The organism is Marinactinospora rubrisoli (genome assembly GCF_042664915.1).
GTDB classification, from domain to species: Bacteria; Actinomycetota; Actinomycetes; order Streptosporangiales; family Streptosporangiaceae; genus Marinitenerispora; species Marinitenerispora rubrisoli.
This window is the reverse complement of record NZ_JBHTBH010000007.1, coordinates 1-21,486: the sequence shown is the minus strand read 5'-3', so window position 1 is coordinate 21,486 and position 21,486 is coordinate 1. Positions and strand designations below refer to the sequence as shown.

Genomic DNA, 21,486 nt, shown 5'->3' with positions numbered 1-21,486 from the left:
TCAGCCGAAAGCCGCGGCGCGCGGCCTCGGCCAGGAGCGGCCGAACGTGATAGGTCCCCCACGGTTCGTTCGTCGCGATCAGTACGCGGAGCGGGCGTGGCCGTGGCGATGCCCATGCCGAGCCGCCCAATCCGACCACCCCTACGGCACCGGCGACGCCCCCGAGCACGGCCCGGCGCGACCACGTGGCGGCGTGCGATCTGCTGTCCTTTTCCATGCGTGCACCGTAGGGGGCCGGCCCGGCCAGGCGGCTAACGGCCTGGGAACCGGCGGCGATCACCCGGATCACCGGCCACGGCTCGTCGGCGGCTCCGCACGGACCGCACCGCTCCGTGGGACCGGACGAGGTCACGCCCGCCGGGCACGTGGACCGGGTACCCGCTGCGGGTTTCACGCCAGGTCGGAGGGCGGGGCCACGGCCCGCAATCCGTCGATCGCGGCGTCGATGGCGGCCAGGGCCGCGGTCCGGTCGAGGCCCGCCCTCGACACGAGTGAGAGCCCTTGGACGACGTAGAGCAGGAGCTGGGCTTGGGCTTCGGGAGGGGCGTTGTCGGTGACTTCTCCGGTGGCCTGTGCGCGGCGGAGCGCGTCGGTGACGATGTCGGTGAAGCGACGGTAGGAGCGGGCGACGACTTCGGTGGCGTCGCTGTCGTGGGGCACGAGTTCGGCGGTGGTGTTGCCGACCAGGCAGCCGCGCGGTTCGCCCATGTCGGAGATGAACTCGTCCAGGCGTGCCGGGTGGGTCAGGATCTCCCGAAGTGCCGGCAGGAGTGGCGAGGTGTCGAGTGCGTCGATCAGGCGCCGCTCGTACACGTCCCAGTAGAGCCTGACGGCATCGAGGTAGAAGCGGCGTTTGTCACCGAACGTTCCATAGAGGCTGCCGCGTTCGACGGCCAGTGCGTCGACCAGGTCCTGGATCGATGTCGCCCCGTAGCCGCGGGACCAGAACAACTCAAGTGCGCGCGCCAGCGTCTGGTCCTTGTCGAACTGGCGAGGGCGTCCGGTTCGTGCCACCAGCCGAGCCTACGACTTCTTGACAGGGCGTTCAAGAAGTCGTACGTTCCATCGCGTGACTTTTGGAACGGCCGCACAAAAGTCGGCCGATCACTTGCCGGACACGAGGGGCTAAGCGATGGAGTTCGCGGGGAAGACGGCACTCATCACCGGATCGGGCGCGGTCGGCGGTCTCGGGCACGCGACGGCCAAGATTCTCGCCGCGAAGGGAGCCGACCTGATCATCACCGGCACCGATCCGGAGCGCGGTGCCCAGGTCGTGGCCGACCTTCGCACCGCCGGTGATGAGGCCACCGGGACGGCGCGCTTCGTCGCAGCCGATCTGGCCGACCCGGCGGCCGTGCAGGGGCTGGCCGAGGACGCCGGAGCGGTGGACATTCTGATCAACAACGCGAGCATCATGACGTTCGGCCCGACCACCGAGCAGGACATCGCGCGCTATGACGCCGCCTTTGCGGTCAATGTGCGCGCGCCGTTCCTGCTCACCGCACTCCTCGCGCCGAAAATGGCCGCCAAAGGCGGCGGCAGCATCGTCAACGTCAGCTCTACCGCGGCCGGCCTCGGCACGCCGGGAATGGCGGTCTACGGCGCTACCAAGGCAGCGGTCGAATCTTTGACGCGCACCTGGGCGGCGGAATTCGCCGAGTCGAACGTGCGGGTCAATACCGTCGCCCCGGGCCCGATGCGCACCTCGAAGGTGGTCGCGGCGATGGGGCCGGACATGGGCGGCATGGGCCTGGCCACCGCGCTCAAGCGCACCTCGGACCCGGCCGAAGTGGCGCACGTGGTCGCTTTTCTCGCCAGCGACCGCGCCAGTTATGTGACCGGGGCGATCGTGGCCGCCGACGGTGGCCGGACCGCGATCTGAGTCGAGATCGGCCACCGGCCGAATGGCGCCTCGTGCCGACGGGAACGGCCCGTCGGCTTTATCCGGCCACGCGCCTCGGCGCCGAGTAAGGAGAGTGGATTCATGGGCCGTCTTGCGGGAAAGCACGCATTGATCACAGGTGGGACCAGCGGCATCGGCCTCGAAACGGCCCGCGAGTTCCTCGCCGAAGGAGCGGCCGTCGCGATCACCGGCCGCTCACAGGAGCGGCTGGACGAGGCCGCTCGGCAACTGGAGGGTCCGCTGCTGCCCATCCTCAGCGACGCCGGCGACGTTCCCGGCCAAGCGGCGCTCGCATCGCGGCTGCGGGCCGAGTGGCCAAAACTCGACATCCTGATGAGCAACGCCGCCGATGTCACCCATCTTCCGATCGAGGAATGGGACGAAGCGGCATTCGACCGGATCGTCGCCACCAATCTCAAAGCGCCGTTCTTCCTCATCAAAGCCCTGTTGCCGCTCTTCTCACATCGAACCTCGATCATTCTCGTCGGATCGGTCTCCGCTTTCATCGGGCACGAGAACGCGGCGGTCTATGGCGCGGTGAAGGCGGGCCTGCTGTCCTATACCCGCGGGCTGACCTATGAGTTGAAGGATCGGGGTATCCGGATCAACGGCCTGAGCCCGGGGCCGACCGTCACCAATACCTTCGAGCACCTCGGTGCCGAGCGCCAAGCGGCCATCTACGACGAACTGCGCCGGACGGTGCCACTCCATCGCATAGGAACCGGCACCGAAATGGCGAAGGCGGCCGTCTACCTCGCCTCGGACGAGTCCGCCTACACCGCCGGTACCGTGCTGCGCGTTGATGGCGGCATCGGGCAGCTCGCGTACTGATCCGGCGGCGGCGGAGTGTGCCCGCTCGGCTCGCCACGTCTCCCCCGATTCGAGCCCGCTTCGAGCCGCTGCCTGACGCCCATCAGTGCTTCGCTTCGCCGCCGCGCGTTCGGGGCCGGGAATTCCCCGGTCCCGTCCGCACGCTTGCGGGCCGGGCGCGGCGAGGTCGCGACGGATAGGATCACCGGCGGGCTCTGACACGGACTCCGGGTTCGCTGCCCGGCCCCCGTTCTTTTCCCGACTCACACCGGAAGCGATGCCGTGACAGCACTCCCCAGCACCCGCCGCACCCGCGCGGCGGTCGACGCGGCGGTCGGGGCGGGGCGGGATCTCGGGCTGACCGTGACCGACGCCGTGGTGCTCCACGACCTGTTCTCGGTCGTCGTCCACCTCTCCCCCGCACCGGTCGTGGTCCGGGTTCCCACCGTTCTGCCGCACGGCACGGACCTCGATGTCCAGGCGCGCCGTCAGCGGGCGGAACTCGGCGTGACGCGGTGGCTCGCGGACCGGGGGGTTCCCGTGATCGCGCCCAGCCCGCTGGTGCCACGGGAACCCGTTCGGCGCGACGGGTTCTCGATGACGTTCTGGGAGTTCGTGGCGGAGGACCGCGGCAAGGAGCCCGACTACGCGGCGAACTGCGAGATCGTCCCCGACCTGCACGCCGCGATGCGCGGCTACCCCGGCCGGCTGTCGTTCCTGTCCGCGGCCGAACCGCGGTTCGTCACCGAGAGCTTCACGCTCCTGGCGGCACGCCCCGACCTCATCGGTGCGGCGGATCTGGACCGCGCGCGCCGTGAGTGGCGGGTCCTCGAGCCGCTCGTGCGCTCGCGCGCGGCGTTCGAGAGCGCGTTCCCCGGGATCGGCGTGCAGCCGATCCACGGCGACTCCCCGCCCGCGAACATCTTCCCCGGGGTGGACGGTGACCGCTACGCCGACTTCGAGCTGGTGACACTGGGTCCCGTCGAGTGGGATCTGGCCGCGCTCGGGCCGGATCTCGAAGCCGCCTACGATCGTGGCGCGCGGCGCAACGGCATGCGGGCGCTGAACGCGGACGTCATGAGCTTCGTGAACGCGGTGGGCATGCTGCGGGCCATCGCCGTCCTCACGCTCACCCCGCAGTTGCCCGACTTGGCGGAGTACCTGGAGCCGGCCATCGACCGGTGGCGGGCGACGCCGTTCGCCGGCGGCCTGACCGGCTGACGTACGGCGGGCGGCCGTGGCCCCTGGGCACTGACCGCGCGGGGGTGCCGCGAGGGCGGGAGGCGCGCGGTCCCGGCTTCGACGCGGCCGGGCCGGCTCAGCCGGCCGCGTCGGCGTAGCGGCGGGCGAGACGGGCGGCGGCCTGCCGGAGCTCGGCCGGGCCGACGACCTCCATGTCGGCGTCGAACCGGCCGAGGGCGGCGGCGAGCCCCGTCCATGACCACGAGCCGAGCACGAGCCGGCAGCGGTCCGGGCCGAGCTCCTCCACGACGCCGTCGCCGACGTAGGGGAGCACGTCGGCGGCGGGGAGCGCGAGGACGACCTCGCCCCGGCACGGCCAGGCGCCCTGCTCGCCCCCGCCGCGGAACCGGCCCGCCACGAACGCCGCCACGTCGCCTCCCGGCACGGCGCGCGGGGTGAACCGTGGGCCGGTGGGGGTGCGCGGGCTGATCCGGTCGGCGCGGAACGTGCGCCAGTCCGCACGGTCCAGGTCCCAGGCGAGGAGATACCAGCGGCCTGCCCGGGCGACGAGGTGATGGGGCTCCGCGCGGCGCGGTGGCGCGGCCTCGTCCCCGGTTCCGGCGGCAGGCCGGTAGTCGAACCGCAGGACCTCGCGGGCCCGGACCGCGGCGCCGAGCGTGCTGAGGACCGCGGCATCGGCCCGGGGAGGGGCGTCGCGCTCGAGGGCGGTCACCTGCAGCGCGTCGATCCGGTGCCGCAGCCGGGACGGCATGACCTGGCGCACGGTCGCCAGCGCCCGCTCCGCGGCCTCACCGATGTCGGCCCCGGAGGCCGCGGCGAGCTGCAACGCGACCGCCAGCGCGACGGCCTGGTCATCGTCGAAGAGCAGCGGCGGCAGGTTCGTGCCCGCGTCGAGCCGGTACCCGCCGTCCGGGCCCTTGATCGTCCGTACCGGATAGCCCAGCTCGCGCAGCCGGTCGACGTCCCGGCGCACGGTGCGCGGGCTCACGGCAAGGCGCTCGGCCAGGAGCGGCCCCGGCCAGTCACGCCGGGCCTGCAGCAGGGACAGCAGGGCGAGCAGCCGCCCGGAAGTGTGACGCATGGCATCCATCATGCCGATATAGCGGACCGTTCCTGTCCGCTTCTCCCGCGAGAGTGAGCACACGCACCGCAGGCCGGGCCGGCCCGGGGTCCGTGCGCCCCGGCCGCTCCGCTGCACCGTCCCCCGGACCGGCCCGCGGCGCACGCCGAACTCGAAGGGAACACGATCACCTTGCGAACACGCGCTCTCGGGCGGACCGGCATCCGGGTCAGCCCCTACCGCCTCGGCACGATGCGGACCGACCACATCGACTTCTACCAGGTCCACCACCCGGACCCGGCGACCGACATCGCGGAGACCCTGTCCGCCCTCACCGACCTGGTGCGCGGCGGCAAGGTGCGCGGCATCGGCTGCTCGGGCCTGCCGGCTTCGGAGATCGTGGCGGCCCACCGGGTGTCGGACCGGCGCCGGCTGGAGCGTTTCCGCACCGAGCAGCCGCCGTACTCGATCCTGAACCGCGGCATCGAGCGCGAGGTGCCGCCGGTCTGCCGGCGCTACGGGATGGGCACGCTGGTGTGGAGCCCTCTGGCCATGGGGCTGCTCACCGGCCGGCACCGCAAGGGGCGGCCGTCCGACGCGCACGCCGCGCGGATGCGCTGGGCGCCCCGGCACATGACCGACGAGCGCAAGCTCGACGTGGTCCATGCGCCGCCGGCCGTGGAGCGCACGGAGCTGCGCCGCCGCACGCTCGCCGACCGCGCCGCCGCGTGACCGCCATGGCCACCCGGCTCAGCGCCCGGGCCCTCAACCGTGCGACGCTGGCCCGGCAGTTCCTCCTCGACCGCGCGGACGTCGGGGTGCTCGACGCCGTGGCGCACCTGTGCGGCCTGCAGGCTCAGGAGCCGCAGGAGCCCTTCACGGGGCTCTGGTCGCGGCTGCGCGTGTTCACCCCGGCGATGCTGTCCGGCCTGCTCGTCGAGCGCGGGGTGGTACGGACGCACCTCATGCGGCGGACGGTCCACCTGGTGACCGCCGAGGACGCGCTGGCCTGGCGGTCCCGGCATGCGGCGATGCTGCGTCAGCGGATGCTGGGGGTGTACCGCCGTGACCTCGACGGGATCGACCTCGGCGAACTCGCGGCGGCGGGTGCGGCGGTGCTGGCCGACCGTGAGCCGCGCTCGATGGGCGAGATCGGGCGCGCGCTCGCCGCCCGCTGGCCGGAGGCGGGGGCGCGCCCGCTGGGCGAGACGGTGGTCGCCGCCCTGGTGCCGGTGGTCCAGATCCCGCCGCGCGGGGTGTGGCGCATGACCTCGGGGGCGCGTTACGTCCGGCTGTCGTCGTGGCTGGGCCGTCCGGCCGCCCCGCCCGCCACGGACGGCTCAGATCCGGTGGGCGAGGCGCTGGTCCGGCGCTACCTCGCCGCGTACGGTCCCGCCGCTTCGGCCGACCTGCGCGCCTGGTGCGGCCTGGCCGGGCTGCCGCGCGCGGTGGCCGCGGTGCGCGGCGAGCTGGTGGCGTTCCGGGACGAGCGCGGCCGTGAACTGCTCGACCTCCCGGACGCCGCCCGGCCCGACCCGGACACCCCGGCCCCGGTGCGGTTCCTTCCAGCGTTCGACAACGCCCTCCTCGGTTACCACGACCGCGGCCGGATCGTCGACGACGCCCACCGCGGCCTGTCCGTCGCGGGTGAGCGGGCCGTTCTCGTCGACGGCAGGGTCGCCGCGACGTGGACCGTCGACGCGGGGACGGTCGTCGTCACGCCGTTGCGCCGCCTGTCCCGCGCCGAGCGCGCCGAGGTCGCCGAGGAAGGAAGCGGCCTGGCGGCGTTCCTGTCCGAGGGCGCGCGGCACCGCGTCCGCGTGGCGGCGTCACCGGTGTAACGCAGGCCACTGCCGCGGCCATCGGAAGCGGCCGGTACCTGACCTCTTCTCCCGGAAGAGTGACCGCCCACCGGGTGACCGGCACCCGGATTCCCACCGCACGCTAGGAGCGTTCCGTGACCGTCAGCACCGTCGTCCACCTGAACTTCCGCGGCGAGGCCCGCGCCGCACTTGAGTTCTACCGGTCCGTCTCCGGCGGGGAACTGGTGGCCATGACCTACGGGGATATGGGCGCCGTCCAGAACCCGGCCGAGGCCGGCCGGGTCGTCTGGGGGCAGGTCCGCGCCGGGAACGGCTTCCACGTCATGGCCTACGACGTGCCGGCCGGCCGCCCCTGGAGCCGGGGCGACGATCCCTTCTTCGTCTCGCTGCGCGGTGACTCGAAGGAGGAGATCACCGAACTCTGGGAGAAGCTGTCCGACGGCGCCACGGTCGTCGCGCCGCTGGAAGCGTCGCAGTGGTCGCCGCTGTACGGGATGCTCACGGACCGTTTCGGGGTCACCTGGGTTCTCGACGTCGCGGCGGAGTACCCCGCGGCCTGACCGGACCGGGCGCGTGCCGCCGACCCGCCCGTGCGGCTCCCGGCGGCCTCGCGTCGCCGCGGGCCGTCCGTCGAAGGTGCACGGATCAGGGAGTGGTCGCGGAGGATTCCGGCCACTCCCCTCCACTGAAAATCTATAGCGCACCTGGGGGCTTGCGGCAAGACCCCGGTCATGCCGCAGAATCGTCGACCGTGATCAGAACCCATGGCATGGGAGACGACGTGAACCCCCAGGTCACCAGCGTCTTCCACCTTTCCGGCCCCCGCTCCGCCAAGGCCGACCCGAAGCTGATCGCCGCCGACGAGCGGCACTTCGCGGCCATCGCGGCGAGCCTCGAACGGACGATCGCCGACCTGTCCGAGCGTCTCGACGCCAGGCGCAAGGCGCCCCGCGGCAATGGCCGGGAGGTGCTGGACCGGGACCTGGAGATCCACCGGCTCACCGCGCGGCTGCGCGCGCTGCGCCGGTTCGGCCTCGACCTGTGCCTGGGCCGCATCGTCGGCGCGGACGGCTCCGAACCGGTGTACATCGGACGGCTCGGCCTGACCGACGGCACCGGTGACGCGGGGCGCCGCCTGCTGGTCGACTGGCGCTCTCCCGCGGCCGAGCCGTTCTTCGCCGCCACGCACGCCGATCCGATGGGCCTGGCGAGCCGCCGCAGGTATCGCTGGACCGATGGCCGGATCACCGACTACTGGGACGAGGTGTTCACCGCGGACGGATTCGACGGGCACGCCGCGCTCGACGACCAGTCCGCCTTCATCGCCGGCCTGGCCGCCCACCGATCGGCCCGGATGCGGGACGTGCTCGGCACCATCCAGGCCGACCAGGACGCGATCATCCGCGCGGGGTCCGCCGGCGCCCTGGTCGTCGACGGCGGCCCGGGGACGGGGAAGACCGTCGTCGCCCTGCACCGCACCGCCCATCTCCTCTACTCCGACCCGCGCCTCGGTCACCGTCGGGGCGGCGTGCTGTTCGTCGGGCCGCACCAGCCCTACCTGGCCTACGTCGCCGACGTCCTGCCGAGCCTGGGCGAGGAGGGCGTGCAGACCTGCACGCTGCGGGACCTCGTTCCCGAGGGGGCCACTGCGACGGCCGAGGCCGACCCGGAGGCCGCCCGCCTGAAGTCGGCCGCGAAACTGGTGACGGCGATCGAACCGGCCGTCCGGTTCTACGAACGGCCGCCCACCGAGGGGATGCCGGTCCAGACGCCCTGGGCCGACGTCTGGCTGAGCGCCGGCGACTGGGCCGAGGCGTTCGAGGCGGTGGAGCCGGGGACCCCGCACAACGAAGCACGGGAGCAGATCCTCGCGGAGCTGGCCGCGATCCTGGCCGACCGGCACGGCGGGCACGACGATGGGGATGTGTCGCCCGGCCTGCTCCGGACGTCGCTGCTGCGCAACGCGGACCTGATCAGGACCCTCAACCGCGCGTGGCCGCTGCTGGAGGCCACCGACCTGGTGGGAGACCTGTGGTCGGTGCCGGCCTACCTGCGCATGTGCGCGCCCTGGCTCACCGGCGAGGAGATCCGGAAGCTGCAGCGCGCGGACGCCCAGGCCTGGACGGTCTCCGACCTGCCGTTCCTGGACGCGGCCCGGCAGCGGCTCGGCGACCCCGAGGCGGCACGGCGCAACCGCCGCTACCACGCCTCCGTGGCCGCCGAACGCGCGCGCATGGCCACCGTCATCGAGGACCTGGTCGAGGCGGACGACGACGGCGAAGGCGTGGTGACGATGCTGCGCGGACGGGACCTGCAGGACGGCCTGGTGGACGAGGCGGCGCTGCCCGGCGCCGACCCGGACCCGCTGGCCGGCCCGTTCGCCCACATCGTCGTGGACGAGGCGCAGGAACTGACCGACGCGGAGTGGCGGATGCTGCTGCTGCGCTGCCCGTCCCGGAGCTTCACCATCGTCGGTGACCGCGCCCAGGCCCGGCACGGGTTCACGGAGTCGTGGCGGGAACGGCTCGAACGTGTCGGGTTCGACCGCATCACCCTGGCCTCCCTGAGCATCAACTACCGGACGCCGGAGGAGGTCATGGCCGAAGCCGAGCCGGTCATCCGGGCCGCGCTGCCGGATGCCAACGTGCCGCGCTCCATCCGCAGCGGCGGCGTCCCCGTCGTCAAGGGAGCCGTTTCGGACCTGGGCCCGGTGCTCGACGCCTGGCTCGCCGAGAACGCGGAGGGGACCGCCTGCGTCATCGGCGATCCCACGTTCCGGGCGACCTCCCGCGTCCGGTCCCTGACCCCGGAACTGGCGAAGGGGCTGGAGTTCGACCTGGTCGTCCTCGTGGACCCGGAGGCGTTCGGTGCGGGGATCGAAGGGGCGGTCGACCGCTACGTCGCGATGACACGGGCGACCCGGCGGCTGGTCGTTCTCACGGGTTCCTGACCCTGGACATCCGGGCCGGCCGGGACCGCACCGGTCACGGGCGATTCCCGATCGGGCGGACCCGTTCCCGGGGGCAGGGGTCGGCGCGGGACGGCGTTCCCGCGGCGGATTCCGATCCGCCGGTTCGGGGATTCCGGTGCGCCGGGCACCGGATTCGTGTACGACATGACCGAGGGTTACTGGAGGCCGACGGTTTGCGGGGTGACGGTGGCCGATCGTGCGGAGTCCATCGAATCGGCGGAACAGCTCGCCGTCGTCTGGCGTGCCATGGTGCTCGACCGCGATCCGGAGGCCGACGTGCGCGACCTTCCGGGTATCGCCGTTCGCTGGGCCGACTGCCGGTTCGCGTTCTGGAACTGCGTCACGCTGACCGACGTGGGCGGGGACGCGCGGCTCCTCGGGCGCCGGCTGCGCCAGGCGGCCGACATCATGCGCGCGAAGAGGCACCCGGGCTTCCTGTGGCTCTTCGACGGCCTGCTCGACGATGAGGCCCGGTCCGCGCTGGGGGCGGCGGCCGAGCGGGCCGGCCTCGCCTACGCCTTTCCCGGGACGGGCATGGCGGGGGACCTGCTCCCCCTCCCCGAACCGGTCCACCCCGACCTGTCCTTCGTGCGCGTGACCACCGACGAGCACCTGCGGGCGTACGCGGACATCAATTCGCGCGGCTACGGCTTCCCCCTGGCGGACGGCCGCGACGGACTGCTCGGCTCCACGCTCTGGAAGACCGAGGTGCACGCCTACCTGGGCATGCGCGGGGACGTTCCGGTGACGTGCGCCGGGACGTTCGCGGCGGACGGTCGGCTCTTCGTCGCGCTCGTCGCCACCGTCCCGGAGTGGCAGCGCAGAGGCTACGGCGAGGCGGTCACGCGTAAGGCGCTGTACGAGGGCGGGCGGGCCACCGGACTCACCCGTGCCACGCTGCACGCGACGGCCGCCGGGGCGCCGGTGTACCCGCGTATCGGCTTCGTGCCGAACTCCCCGATCCGTTTCTACGGCCTGCGGGGCTGATCCGGCTCCGCGCGGCGCGTTCCGGTACCGAGGGGTTCCTCAGGGCCACGCCGTGTTTCAGGCAGGCCACCTCGGGCATGCATGACTCATGCATGATGAAGCACGTACCGCGAACCTGCTGGGCGCGACGGCGCTGGCCGTGAGCGATCTGTTCCTGGCGTCCGTCACCAGCGCGGCGGCGGTCGGGCCCAGCGCCGCGGCCGCGCTGGTGATCCTGGACCGCTCCCCAGGGCTGAGCGTCACCGAACTCGGCCGCCGGGTCGGGCTGAGCCAGCCTGCGGCGGCCCGCATGGTCGACGGGCTGGAACACCACGGGCTGGTGCGGCGGGAGCGCACGTGGGGGCGCTGGGTCGCCGTCCGGCCCACCGAGGCCGGCACGCGGGCGGCCCGTGGTCTCCTCACCGCCCGCACCGACGCCCTCAGGGAGGTGGTGGACGGTCTGGAGGAGGACGAGCGGGCCGACCTCGACCGGCTGCTGACCAAGGTGCTGGGCGCCCTGCACCGGACACCGGGCGACGCCGATCGGCTGTGCCGGTTGTGTGATCGCGATGCCTGCGTGCACCTGGGGCGGGTCTGCCCCGTGGGCCAGGCCGAACGCGACTCCCGCGCCCGGCAGCCCGATGACGGGTGAACTACTGGCTCTGGCGGCGGCCGGGGGCTTCGGTCTCACCCACTTCGTCAGCGGCCTCCTGTCCCGGCGCGCCGACGGCATGGCCGTGGCGCTGGCCGCCCAGATCGGCGGAACGCTGCTGATCCTGGCCGTGGCCCCGGCCGTACCGGCGGCGGGGATGACGGCGCCGGCGCTGGCCTGGGGCGCTCTCTCCGGCGTGGGCACCGCGGTGGGGGTGGCCTGCCTGTACCGCTCGATGGGCGTGGGGAAGTTCAGCGTCGTGGTGCCGCTCAGTGACGTGGCGACGGTGGCGCTGCCGGTGGTGGTCGGAGTCGCCGTGCTGGGCGACCGGCCCACACCGTGGGCCTGGTGCGGCATCGGCGCGGCGCTGCCCGCCATGTGGCTGGTCTCCCGAACCGGGGACGCGTCCAGCGGAGGGGACTCCGCGTCGGGCACGCTGCTCGCGCTGGTCTCGGGTGTGGGATTCGCCGTGCAGTTCCTCGCCCTCGCCCAGGCGGGGACGGCGGCCGGACCGTGGCCCCTGGCGGCCGGCCGGATCACCTCGGTGGCGGTCATCGCGCTGCTGCCGCTCCCGCGTCGCGCCCTCGCGCGGATGCCGCCGCGGATCGCGGCGACGGCGATGGCGGCCGGGGCCGTGGGGACTTCGGCGCTGGCGTTGTTCGCGCTGGCCGAGCGGCAGCAACCGGTGACCCTGGCCGTGGTGCTGACGGCGTTGTACCCGGCGATTCCGGCCGTACTGGGGCTGACCGTGCTGCGCGAACGGCTGACCGGCGCCCAAGGCGCGGGACTCCTCCTGGCCACGTCCGCGGTGGTGCTCGTCACGGTGGGCTGAGCACCGGCCGCACCGGGTACCGCCCGCTCGCCGCGCACCCGCGCCGGCGCGCGCGCTGGGGGCGCGCGTTCCCGGACCGGCTGTCGTGGGCACCGTGCTCGCTTCCGCCACCGCGTTGACAACCGGAACATCGTTCCATATGTTCTTACCGGAACAACGTTCCGCTTCGCGCGGTGCCGCGCGGGACGCTTCTCACCGCCTCGACCGCCGCCACCACGTCACGGCCGGCGGCGGAGGCCCCTGAAGGGACACACGTCATGAGTCGAACGACCCACCCGGCCGACATCGTCGGCCCGCCCGTGCCCGTGCTCTCGGTCGGCCCGGTGGTGCTGCCGGCTCCCGGCCGGGCCGTGGACCTGGAGATGCGCGTCTCCGCACCCGTCACCGGGGCCGAACTCCCGATCATCCTGCTCTCGCACGGGCAGGGCCACTCCAACCACCTCTCCTCCTTGCACGGCTACGCCCCGCTCGCCGATTTCTGGGCGGCGCACGGGTTCGTCGTCATCCAGCCCACCCACCTCAGCTCCGCGACGCTGAGTCTGGACCCCGGCACCCCTGGGGCGCCCTTGTACTGGCGATCGCGCGCCGAGGACATGACGCGCATCCTCGACCGGCTCGATGTGATCGAGACCGCCGTCCCGCAGCTCCGCGGGCGCCTGGACCCGAGCCGGGTCGCCGTGGCGGGGCACTCGATGGGAGGCCACACCGCGAGCCTGCTGCTGGGTGCGCGGCTCACCGACCCCGACGACGGAACGGAAGTGGACCTCACCGAGCCCCGGATCAAGGCGGGCGTGCTGCTCGCCGCACCGGGCAGCGGCGGCGACGCCCTCACCGAGTTCGTGGTCGAGAACTACTCCTTCCTCCGCACCACGGATTTCTCGCGGATGTCGACGCCCGCGCTCGTGGTCGCCGGCGACAAGGACGAATCCGCCCACCTGACGGTTCGGGGCGCCGCCTGGCACACCGATCCCTACGTGCTGTCCCCGGGCCGCAAGACGCTGCTCACGCTGTTCGGCGCGGAGCACGGGCTCGGCGGGATCTCCGGATACGACGTCGCCGAGACCACGGACGAGAATCCCGAGCGGGTGTCCGCGGTCCAGCGGCTCACCTGGGCCTACCTGCACACCGAGCTCTACCCCGGGAGTTCCGCCTGGCAGACGGCGCGTGCCGCGCTGACGTCCGGCCCCGGCGCCTTCGGGCGGGTCGAGTCCAAGTGAGGTGACCGCCCGCTCCGCCCGGCACGAACATGCAGAGGGGGCCGGGACACGACTGAGTCGTGTCCCGGCCCCCTCCTCGAACGCGGGCGGGGCCGCTACCGGCCGGCGCCTTCCTTCGCGGGCGTCCGGACCGGCCCCCCGGGCAGGTCGAACAGCCACTTGGTCGGCAGGATCCGGTACAGGCCCAGGCAGATGGCCACGACCACCGCCGTCAGCACCAAGGGCTCGACGGCCGCCACCACCAGTTGCACGGTGGGGCCGGCGCTCGATATGAGGCCGACGAGGACCGCGTGCAGCAGCGCCAGCACGGGCATGTGCATCACGTAGATCGGCAGCGTCCGCCGGCCGAGGCTCACCAGGCCGTTGGCGAGCGCCTCCCAGCGGGTGATCAGGCTGGCCGCGGTCACTCCGAGGAACACGGCGACGAAGGAGATCGTCGGCATCAGCCCGAACCAGGTGTCGGCGCCGAGGTAGTAGGTCACCGCGAGGATTCCCACGTAGGGCACCGCCACGGCGAAGAAGCGCGGCCAGTTGGCCGCGGTGGCCACCCGGGCCAGGTACGACTTGCCGTAGGCGCCCGCGAGGAAGAACAGCAGGTTCTCGAAGAGGTCCTTGCGGTCACCGGGCGTGGGGATCAGTTCGGCGGACGCCGCGGCGGACACCACGAACGCCACCGCCAGCATGACCAGCGGGGGAACCGGGCGCAGCACCTTGGCCAGCACGAAGTAGAGGGCCAGCGCGTAGAGGTACCACAGGTTCGTCGGGGAGATCGTGAGCTGCGCCAGAAGCTCACCGAAACTCCCGGCGCGCGCGGTGTCGAAGTCCTCCGGGACGAACGAGAACACCGCGGTGTGGATCAGCAGCCACAGGGCGTACAGGTAAAAGAACTTGGCCACCTTGGAACGGCCCACGACGCGCCACGGGCGCGCCAGAGCCCCTGCCGCGAAGAATCCCGAGATCGCGAAGAACAGCGGCATCCGCAGCGGCAGCAGCACCTCGCCCGCGGCGCCCCACGCCCCGGCCAGCGGCACCGGGATGTTCCACTGGACCTGCAGGAAGTGCTTCATGATGACGTGCCACAGCACGACGAGCACGATGCAGGCGCCCTTGGCGACGTCCGCCCACACGAGGCGTTCCTTCGGCCCGGAGGGGCCGCGGACATCACTGGTGAGACCGTGCGCGCCCATCAGCCGCGGCCCCTCTGCCGAGCGCCGGCGCGGGTCCCGGGCCGGCCGGAACCGAACACGTCTCGCCGGGGCCGCGAACGCGCGTCGTGGTCTCCCGGCGCGTCCGTTCCGCGCCCCTCCTTTCCCGGGGAAGATGACGTCGAGGTGGGATCATTCGACCGGCGGTGGTGAACGGGCACGCCGAATTCACACGCCTTTCCTGGCGCCCTGACGGCAGAAGGGCGCCGGTGGGTGGCGGACATGGGGGGACGTTCTCCTTTGGAGGGGTTCTCCCGGAACGTGGGCCGGGCGACATACCGCGCGAGCTGCGGGCACGGGGCGAATGACCGCCCGACCGTGCGCGCAGGCGGCACCGAGGCATCGGCGGGATGCCGAAACCCTAGGGAGAACACCGCCCGTACCGTTATCGGCCGAAGGTCCCGATTCGTTGGCTACGGGTACCTTTTGTCATCGGCCCTCAGGACCGTCGCGCGCCACACCGAACCGGCGCGGGCATGGCGACGCCCGTTCCACCGTCGCGACAGCGGCCCCGAGAAGTTCAGGCCGACTCGCGCCGCACCACGCGCGGCCCGGAGGAGACCTCGGCCGGCCGCGCCTCCCCGCCGGCCAGCGCGGAGGCCACCACCTCGGCGAGGTGCCGCGCCGCGTTCGAGAGGTCGAAGGCGACCGTGGTCAGCGGCGGCGTGACGAGCGACGCCGCGCGGATGTCGTCGGCGCCGATGACGGCCAGGTCGTCCGGCGCCGTGAGGCCCAGTTCGCGCATTCCCGCGAGAACCGCCAGCGCGGTCTCGTCGTTGTAGGCGGCGACGGCCGTCACCGACCGATCCCGCCAGAGGGCGACCGCCCGCGCGGCGTCGGCCGGCCGCGGCGCGACCGACAGCACCGTGGGCGGTTCGGCGCCCACGGCGGCGCACGCCTCCTCGACGCCGAGGAGTTGCTCCGATGCCATGGCGCGCGGTACCCGCTGCCCCGCGAGGGCGTAGCCGAGCCGCCGGTGGCCGCGCTCGATCAGGTGCTCCGCCTGCAGCCGGCCGACGTCACGGTGCGCGGCGGCCGAGTCGCCGCCGACGGAGAGCACGACCGCCACGCCCGTCCGGCGCAGGGCCGCCGTGGTCTCCGGAGGCAGGTCCCCCATCGCGACCACGGCCGAGGCGTCCACGCTCGCGCAGACGTCGGCCAGCGGACGGCCCTGGACGTCCAGATGGAGCACCATCGTCAGGCCCCGCTCGGCCAGTGTGGTGGCGCACTCCTCGGCGAACCGGCTGATGTTGGCCGGGATCGGCAGCTGCGAGATGGAGAGGAGGACGACGTCGCTGCGTCCGGCGGCCAGCGACCGCGCGGAGGCGTGCGGACGGTAGTCGAGGCTGCGGGCCGCCTCCAGGACCCGGCGCCGGGTCTCCTCCGGGATGCTCTGGCCCGGCTTGTTGTTGAGGACGAAGCTGACGGTCGTGCGCGAGACCCCCGCGGCGCGCGCGACGTCCGCGCTGGTCGCCCGTCGTGCCGGCGATCTCATGCCCATCCGTCCATCCGGACTCGCTCGTACAGGTGTTCCGCAATGATACGGGCGCCGGCGCCGGAGGGGCCGCGCGTCGCGCGCGAACGTGCGGGACGCCGTTCGGGTTCCGCTTCGGGCGGTCCGGTCACGTGTGAGCTGTCACTCCTTGTCACCTCCCCGCGACGGTGATTACCGTACGCTAACGCGCGTTAGTAATCGAGCGTCAAGGAGAAGACACCCGCATGTCCGCCCCCCGCGATCCTGTCAGCACCCCGTTCGACCCGGAGGAACTGGGGTTCGATCCCGAGGAGTTGCGCGCCCGCTACCGGGCCGAGCGCGACCGCCGGATCCGCCCCGACGGCAACCGGCAGTACCGCAGCGTGGCCGGTGAGTTCGGCTCCTACGACGAGGACCCCTATGCGGACTCCTCGTTCACGCGGGAGCCGCTGCACGACCGGGTCGACGCGGTGATCATCGGCGGCGGGTTCGGCGGCCTGCTCGCCGGCGCCCGGCTGCGCCAGGCCGGTCTGGAGTCGATCCGCATCATCGAGAAGGGCGGGGACTTCGGCGGCACCTGGTACTGGAACCGCTACCCCGGCATCCACTGCGACATCGAGTCCTACGTCTACATGCCGTTGCTGGAGGAGGTCGGCTACGTCCCCCGGTGGAAGTACGCGCCGGGAGAGGAGATCCGGCAGCACGCCATGGCGATCGGGCGCCGGTTCGGTCTCTACCGGGACGCCTGCTTCCAGACCCGGGCGACCGAACTGCGCTGGGACGACACCGAACTGGACTGGATCGTCACCACCGACCGCGGGGACCGCTTCCGCGCCCGCTACGCGGTCGTCTCCAGCGGAACGCTCAGCCAGCCGAAACTCCCCGGCATCCCGGGGCTGGAGACCTTCCAGGGGCACGCCTTCCACACCAGCCGCTGGGACTACGCCTACACCGGCGGCGACGCCGACGGGAACCTGCACCGGCTCGCCGGCAAGCGCGTCGGCCTGATCGGCACCGGCGCGACCGCCATTCAGGTCGTGCCGCACCTCGGGGCCGACGCCGGGCACCTGTACGTGTTCCAGCGCACCCCCTCCTCGGTCGACGTGCGAGGCCAGCGGCCCACGGACCCGGAGTGGGCCGCGTCGCTGACGCCGGGCTGGCAGCGGCGCCGCATGGAGAACTTCCTGTCGATCGTCCACGGCGGCGGAGCGCAGGAGGACCTGGTGAACGACGCGTGGACGTCCACCGGCCGCCTGCAGGAGAAGCTCGTCCCCACCAACGGCTACGCCGACGTCCCCGACGCCGAGCTGCGGTACGAGATCGCCGACTTCCAGAAGATGAACGAGATCCGGGCCCGGGTCGAGGCGATCGTCGAGGACCCGGAGACGGCGGAGCTCCTCAAGCCCTGGTACCGCTACATGTGCAAGCGGCCCACGTTCAGCGACGGCTACCTGCAGACGTTCAACCGGCCCAACGTCACCCTGGTCGACACCGCGGACACCCACGGGGTGGAGCGGATCACCGAGAACGCCGTCGTGGTCGGCGGGGTGGAGTACCCGGTCGACTGCCTCATCTTCGCGACCGGGTTCGAGGTCGGTGTCTCGGGGGTCCTGGCCGGGCAGCTGCCGGTGTTCGGCCGCGGCGGCGGCGGCCTGCTGGAGTCCTGGAAGGACGGCCCCAGGACGTTGCACGGCTTCTACAGCCCCGGCTTCCCCAACCTCTTCCACCTCGGCCCGCTGCAGAACGCCAGCGCCGTGAACTTCGTGCACATCCTGGACGAGCAGGCCCGCCACATCGGGGAGGTGGTGGCCGAGGCCCGCCGGCGCCGGGCCCGCTACGTCGAGCCGAGCCCGGAAGCGGCGACGGCCTGGGCCACGGTCATCGAGGAGAAGGCCGCCGACCTGCACGCGTTCCAGGCCGAGTGCACGCCCGGCTACTACAACAACGAGGGCATGCCGCGCAAGCGCAGCGGATCCTTCGGCGACGGGCCGGTCGCGTTCCACGAACTGCTGCGGCGCTGGCGCGCGGAGGGCGGCATGGACGACGTACTGGCCGGGGCCGAGTGAGCGGGCGGACGGTGCCGGCCCGCGCGAACCGGTTCGACCACACCGGCCGGCGGCAGGCCGCACGCGGCGCCCGGGAGGCGCGGCGGCTCAATCCGCCGAACCCGCTCTGGGGGTCCAACGGCGTCGCCTTCGGGCCCGACGGGCGGCTGTACGTCGCCCAGTTCCTCGCCGGCCAGATCAGCGCGGTGGACCCGGCGACCGGGGACGTCGACGTGGTGGTGCCCCTGGACGGCCCGGTCCAGGCGCCGGACGACCTCGCCTTCGGGCCGGACGGTTCGATGTACATCACCGACCTCACCCCCGGCCGGGTGTGGCGGCGCGGCCCGGCGGGCGAGTTCACCCTGGTCTCGGACCGGCTGGTGGCGCCCAACGGCATCGCCTGCGTGGGCGACCGGCTCTTCGTCAACGAGATGCGGATGGACGGCCGTCTGCTGGAGCTGTTCCCGGACGGCGGCGACCCGGTGGTGCTCGCCGACGACCTGGCCTTCGGCAACGCCATGCAGCTCGGCCCCGACGGCCACCTGTACTACCCGCACATGCTGAGCGGCCAGGTCTGGCGGACGCCTCCCGACGGCGGCGCGCCGGAGCTGGTCGCCGAGGACGTGCACGAGCCGGTCGCGGTGCGCTTCGACCGGGGCGGCGTGCTGCACGTGCTGTCCCGGGGTGCGGAGGGCATCGTCACCCGCATCGACCTGCACGGCTCCGGTTCCCGGACGCTCGTCGTGAGCGGCATCGCGGGGCTGGACAACGCCGCGTTCGACGGCGAGAACCGGATGTTCGTCTCCAGCTTCGCCAGCGGCGGCGTCACCGAGATGCACCCCGACGGACGGACCCGGGAGATCGTGCCACAGGGGTTCTGCGGGCCGTACGGCGTCGCCATCGACGGACGCGGCACGGTGTACGCGGCCGACCACTACCGGCTGGCGAGCCCCGCGCCGCCCGGGCCCGACGCGGCCGGGCCGCAGTCCCGTGGCGTCGTCACGCACGAGCTGCTGCATTTCGTGCACGGCATCGCCGCAGACGGAGGGCTGCTGCACCTGACCTCGCAGTCCGGCGACGTCCGCACCCACGATCCCGAACGGCGGACGACGCGGGTGCGGGCGACCGGGCTGGACCGGCCCCTCGGGATCGCGGTGGCTCCGGACGGCTCGCTGCTGGTCGCGGAGACCGGCGCGGGGCGCGTCGTGCGCATCGACGACGCCGACGGGGTCACGGTCCTCGCCGATGGTCTCGGCCATCCCGTGGACGTGGCCGTCGACGCCGACGGGCGCTGTTACGTCAGCGACGACCGGTGCGGCGCGGTGCTGCGCATCGAGGACGGGCCGTCCGCGCCGGTCACCGTCGTGGCGGAGGGTTTGGGCGCGCCCCAGGGGCTGGCCGTGCGCGGCGACGAGCTGTTCACCGTGGACGTCGCGGGCCGGCGGCTGCACGCGATCTCCCTGACCACGGGCGAGCGGCGGGTCGACGCCGAGGACCTGGCCGTGGGGCTGCCGCCGGGCGTCTCCCGGTCCGAGCCCGAACCGGGCCCCGCCCCGGCCCGCGCGCCCCGCCGGTTCGCCGGGCTCGCGGTCGGCCCGGACGGCGCCCTGCTTCTCTCGGCCAACGGGGAGGGGAGCGTGCTTCGGGTCGGGTGACCACGTGCGGTGCCGGGCGCCCGGGAGCGCGCTCCGGACGTTCCGGCCCGCTCCCGGGCGCCGTCGGCCTGCGGTCGGCCGCGACTTTACCGACCGGATGGTAAAGTCGCGGCCGTGAGCACCGACACCAAACGCCGCATCCTCGACGGCGCGCTCGAACTCCTGCGCGTCGAGGGCGGCGGAACCATCACGCTGGACGCGACCGCCCGGCAGGTCGGGCTGACCAAGCCCGGGCTGATGTACCACTTCGCGACCAAGGAAGCCCTGATGCTCGCCGTGGTCGACCACGTCGCCGAACGGTGGGAGCGGTTCATGCTCGACCGGCTCGGGCGGCCGTTCGGCGAGAGCACCGTCTACCAGCGGATCCGCGTGTACGTCGAGGTGGCGCTCAGCGTCCAGTTCGACCGCGCGGACTTCGCGATCTACTCCGACGCCCTGTACCGCCAGGCGTTCACGGACGTCTGGGTCCGCCGCTTCGAGCCCTGGCTCGCCCTGCCGGACGATCTGCCCGCCCCGGCCCGCGGCCGCCTGACCGCCGCCCGCCTGCTGGCGGACGGCTTCTGGACCGCCGCGGCCAGCGGCGTGCTGCCGCCCCCGGAACGCGACCACGCCCAGCTCCTGGCGGTCGCCGGTGAACTGCTGAAGGAGGAACCCGCGGCATGACGAAGTGGCTGTTCCTGGCCGCGGCGATCCTCGCCGAGGTCACCGCGACCCTCTCCCTCCGTGCCGCGCTGGACCACCCGGCCTGGTACGCCGCCGTGGCGATCGGCTACCCCGCCGCCTTCGTGGCGCTCGCGTTCGTACTGCGCTCCGGCGTGGCGCTGGGCGCGGCGTACGGCATCTGGGGCGCCAGCGGGGTGGCGCTCACCGCGGTGTTCGCCACCGTGTTCTTCGGCGATCCGCTGACCGCCACCATGGGGCTGGGCATCGCCCTGGTCATCGGGGGCGTCCTCTGCGTCGAACTCGGCTCCCAGGCGGCGCACGCCGGGCAGAGGGACAACGAGGAGGTGGCCCCGTGAGCTGGCTCTTTCTGGCGGCGGCGATCTGCTGCGAAGTGGCCGCCACCCTCGCGCTGCGGATGGGGTCGCGGCCCGGGGGCCGGCCGGCGTGGTTCGCCGCCGTGGCGGCCGGCTACCTGGCCGCCTTCGGCCTGCTCACGCTGGCCCTGCGTGCGGGCATGGGGATCGGGGTCGCCTACGGCATCTGGGTCGCCTGCGGGGTCGCGCTCGCCGCGCTCGCGTCCCGGGTGCTGTTCCGTGAGCCCCTGACCAGGGTCATGGGCCTGGGGATCGCGCTCATCGCCGGCGGCGTCCTGCTCATCGAACTGGGCGGCGCGCACTGACGCCCTCATTGACGCCCCCACGTGCCGTCCGCACAGTGGGCGGCGACGGGGGCGTCACCGCCGCGCGGGAGTGACGGTGGCGCCGGACGTCAGGCCGACCGCCGCCGCAGTTCGCCGCCGGCCGGGCGGTCGCGCGGTACCAGGGCCGGGTTGACGTTGTCGCGCACGGTATCGCGGTCGACCACGACGCGGGCGATGTCGTCGCGGCTGGGGACCTCGTACATCACCGACAACAACACCTCCTCAATGATCGCCCGCAACCCCCGCGCACCCGTACCCCGAATGATCGCCTGCTCCGCGATCGCGTCCAACGCGTCCGAACTGAACT

The 21,486-nt window shown here is 73.1% G+C and carries 20 protein-coding genes and 1 pseudogene; 16 read left to right on the top strand and 5 right to left on the bottom strand.

Annotation, left to right across the window (positions count from 1 at the left end; translation table 11 throughout):
• Positions 1–390 precede the first annotated feature (390 nt).
• Positions 391–1,014 (bottom strand): TetR/AcrR family transcriptional regulator, encoded by a 624-nt coding sequence (locus tag ACFQRF_RS15380; protein ID WP_379871783.1) that lies wholly within the window; start codon positions 1,012–1,014, stop codon positions 391–393.
• Positions 1,015–1,132: 118 nt separating this feature from the next.
• Here ACFQRF_RS15380 and ACFQRF_RS15375 point away from each other — a divergent pair, with 118 nt between their 5' ends.
• The 3 genes from ACFQRF_RS15375 (at position 1,133) to ACFQRF_RS15365 (ending at position 3,934) form a co-directional block, all read left to right on the top strand.
• The gene (locus ACFQRF_RS15375) at positions 1,133–1,882 is read left to right on the top strand and encodes an SDR family NAD(P)-dependent oxidoreductase (protein ID WP_379871782.1); all 750 of its coding nucleotides are present in this window, start codon (positions 1,133–1,135) and stop codon (positions 1,880–1,882) included.
• A 102-nt stretch (positions 1,883–1,984) separates the two neighbouring features.
• A complete protein-coding gene (locus ACFQRF_RS15370) occupies positions 1,985–2,734 on the top strand; it encodes an SDR family oxidoreductase (RefSeq protein ID WP_379871781.1) in 750 nt (249 codons plus the stop codon).
• Between the two features lie 261 nt (positions 2,735–2,995).
• A complete protein-coding gene (locus ACFQRF_RS15365; protein WP_379871780.1) occupies positions 2,996–3,934 on the top strand; it encodes a phosphotransferase in 939 nt (312 codons plus the stop codon).
• A 97-nt stretch (positions 3,935–4,031) separates the two neighbouring features.
• Here ACFQRF_RS15365 and ACFQRF_RS15360 read toward each other — a convergent pair whose 3' ends face one another.
• Positions 4,032–4,997 (bottom strand): helix-turn-helix transcriptional regulator, encoded by a 966-nt coding sequence (locus tag ACFQRF_RS15360; RefSeq protein ID WP_379871779.1) that lies wholly within the window; start codon positions 4,995–4,997, stop codon positions 4,032–4,034.
• A gap of 171 nt (positions 4,998–5,168) precedes the next feature.
• On the opposite strand from ACFQRF_RS15360, the gene ACFQRF_RS15355 reads away from it, so the two are divergent.
• The 8 genes from ACFQRF_RS15355 to ACFQRF_RS15320 all read left to right on the top strand — a co-directional run bounded on the left by ACFQRF_RS15355 (position 5,169) and on the right by ACFQRF_RS15320 (position 13,437).
• A complete protein-coding gene (locus ACFQRF_RS15355) occupies positions 5,169–5,708 on the top strand; it encodes an aldo/keto reductase (protein WP_379871778.1) in 540 nt (179 codons plus the stop codon).
• 5 nt (positions 5,709–5,713) lie between these two features.
• Positions 5,714–6,817 carry a winged helix DNA-binding domain-containing protein gene (locus ACFQRF_RS15350; protein ID WP_379872083.1) on the top strand — a complete coding sequence of 368 codons (1,104 nt, stop codon included), beginning with the start codon at positions 5,714–5,716 and terminating at the stop codon, positions 6,815–6,817.
• 116 nt (positions 6,818–6,933) lie between these two features.
• Positions 6,934–7,359: a VOC family protein gene (locus tag ACFQRF_RS15345; RefSeq protein ID WP_379871777.1), complete on the top strand. Its 426-nt coding sequence runs from the start codon at positions 6,934–6,936 to the stop codon at positions 7,357–7,359.
• A 209-nt stretch (positions 7,360–7,568) separates the two neighbouring features.
• Positions 7,569–9,749, top strand: a complete 2,181-nt coding sequence (helR, locus tag ACFQRF_RS15340) for an RNA polymerase recycling motor ATPase HelR (protein WP_379872082.1) — start codon at positions 7,569–7,571, stop codon at positions 9,747–9,749.
• A gap of 201 nt (positions 9,750–9,950) precedes the next feature.
• Positions 9,951–10,757 (top strand): GNAT family N-acetyltransferase, encoded by an 807-nt coding sequence (locus ACFQRF_RS15335; RefSeq protein ID WP_379871776.1) that lies wholly within the window; start codon positions 9,951–9,953, stop codon positions 10,755–10,757.
• Between the two features lie 88 nt (positions 10,758–10,845).
• On the top strand, positions 10,846–11,388 hold the full coding sequence (locus ACFQRF_RS15330) for a MarR family winged helix-turn-helix transcriptional regulator (protein WP_379871775.1): 543 nt from the start codon (positions 10,846–10,848) through the stop codon (positions 11,386–11,388).
• On the top strand, positions 11,378–12,220 hold the full coding sequence (locus tag ACFQRF_RS15325; RefSeq protein ID WP_379871774.1) for an EamA family transporter: 843 nt from the start codon (positions 11,378–11,380) through the stop codon (positions 12,218–12,220). Before ACFQRF_RS15330 ends, ACFQRF_RS15325 begins: the two co-directional genes overlap by 11 nt.
• 257 nt (positions 12,221–12,477) lie before the next feature.
• Positions 12,478–13,437, top strand: a complete 960-nt coding sequence (locus tag ACFQRF_RS15320; protein WP_379871773.1) for an alpha/beta hydrolase family protein — start codon at positions 12,478–12,480, stop codon at positions 13,435–13,437.
• A 95-nt stretch (positions 13,438–13,532) separates the two neighbouring features.
• Here the strand turns inward: ACFQRF_RS15320 and ACFQRF_RS15315 are convergent, their stop codons facing one another.
• Both ACFQRF_RS15315 and ACFQRF_RS15310 read right to left on the bottom strand, forming a co-directional pair.
• Complete coding sequence (locus tag ACFQRF_RS15315; RefSeq protein WP_379871772.1) at positions 13,533–14,624, bottom strand: acyltransferase family protein; 1,092 nt, start codon at positions 14,622–14,624, stop codon at positions 13,533–13,535.
• 538 nt (positions 14,625–15,162) lie between these two features.
• Positions 15,163–16,137, bottom strand: a complete 975-nt coding sequence (locus tag ACFQRF_RS15310) for a LacI family DNA-binding transcriptional regulator (protein ID WP_379871771.1) — start codon at positions 16,135–16,137, stop codon at positions 15,163–15,165.
• A gap of 224 nt (positions 16,138–16,361) precedes the next feature.
• Between ACFQRF_RS15310 and ACFQRF_RS15305 the strand changes: the two genes are divergently transcribed.
• The 5 genes from ACFQRF_RS15305 (at position 16,362) to ACFQRF_RS15285 (ending at position 21,158) form a co-directional block, all read left to right on the top strand.
• Positions 16,362–18,182, top strand: a complete 1,821-nt coding sequence (locus ACFQRF_RS15305) for a flavin-containing monooxygenase (protein ID WP_379871770.1) — start codon at positions 16,362–16,364, stop codon at positions 18,180–18,182.
• Between the two features lie 11 nt (positions 18,183–18,193).
• On the top strand, positions 18,194–19,816 hold the full coding sequence (locus ACFQRF_RS15300) for a hypothetical protein (protein ID WP_379871769.1): 1,623 nt from the start codon (positions 18,194–18,196) through the stop codon (positions 19,814–19,816).
• 114 nt (positions 19,817–19,930) lie between these two features.
• Positions 19,931–20,479, top strand: coding sequence for a TetR/AcrR family transcriptional regulator (locus tag ACFQRF_RS15295; protein WP_379871768.1), 549 nt, complete (start codon positions 19,931–19,933; stop codon positions 20,477–20,479).
• Positions 20,476–20,835, top strand: coding sequence for a DMT family transporter (locus ACFQRF_RS15290; RefSeq protein ID WP_379871767.1), 360 nt, complete (start codon positions 20,476–20,478; stop codon positions 20,833–20,835). Before ACFQRF_RS15295 ends, ACFQRF_RS15290 begins: the two co-directional genes overlap by 4 nt.
• Positions 20,832–21,158 carry a DMT family transporter gene (locus tag ACFQRF_RS15285; protein ID WP_379871766.1) on the top strand — a complete coding sequence of 109 codons (327 nt, stop codon included), beginning with the start codon at positions 20,832–20,834 and terminating at the stop codon, positions 21,156–21,158. The genes ACFQRF_RS15290 and ACFQRF_RS15285 overlap by 4 nt, the downstream gene beginning before the upstream one ends.
• Positions 21,159–21,247: 89 nt before the next feature.
• Here ACFQRF_RS15285 and ACFQRF_RS15280 read toward each other — a convergent pair.
• Positions 21,248–21,486: pseudogene (locus ACFQRF_RS15280) on the bottom strand (ATP-dependent Clp protease ATP-binding subunit ClpX); the annotation flags it as partial.

Coding starts and splice junctions, on each gene's coding strand:
- ACFQRF_RS15375 (WP_379871782.1), top strand. CDS start 1,133: ATGGAGTTCGCGGGGAAGACGGCACTCATCACCGGATCGGGCGCGGTC.
- ACFQRF_RS15370 (WP_379871781.1), top strand. CDS start 1,985: ATGGGCCGTCTTGCGGGAAAGCACGCATTGATCACAGGTGGGACCAGC.
- ACFQRF_RS15360 (WP_379871779.1), bottom strand. CDS start 4,997: ATGCGTCACACTTCCGGGCGGCTGCTCGCCCTGCTGTCCCTGCTGCAG.
- ACFQRF_RS15350 (WP_379872083.1), top strand. CDS start 5,714: ATGGCCACCCGGCTCAGCGCCCGGGCCCTCAACCGTGCGACGCTGGCC.
- helR (WP_379872082.1), top strand. CDS start 7,569: ATGGGAGACGACGTGAACCCCCAGGTCACCAGCGTCTTCCACCTTTCC.
- ACFQRF_RS15330 (WP_379871775.1), top strand. CDS start 10,846: ATGCATGATGAAGCACGTACCGCGAACCTGCTGGGCGCGACGGCGCTG.
- ACFQRF_RS15325 (WP_379871774.1), top strand. CDS start 11,378: ATGACGGGTGAACTACTGGCTCTGGCGGCGGCCGGGGGCTTCGGTCTC.
- ACFQRF_RS15320 (WP_379871773.1), top strand. CDS start 12,478: ATGAGTCGAACGACCCACCCGGCCGACATCGTCGGCCCGCCCGTGCCC.
- ACFQRF_RS15315 (WP_379871772.1), bottom strand. CDS start 14,624: ATGGGCGCGCACGGTCTCACCAGTGATGTCCGCGGCCCCTCCGGGCCG.
- ACFQRF_RS15310 (WP_379871771.1), bottom strand. CDS start 16,137: ATGAGATCGCCGGCACGACGGGCGACCAGCGCGGACGTCGCGCGCGCC.
- ACFQRF_RS15305 (WP_379871770.1), top strand. CDS start 16,362: ATGTCCGCCCCCCGCGATCCTGTCAGCACCCCGTTCGACCCGGAGGAA.
- ACFQRF_RS15290 (WP_379871767.1), top strand. CDS start 20,476: ATGACGAAGTGGCTGTTCCTGGCCGCGGCGATCCTCGCCGAGGTCACC.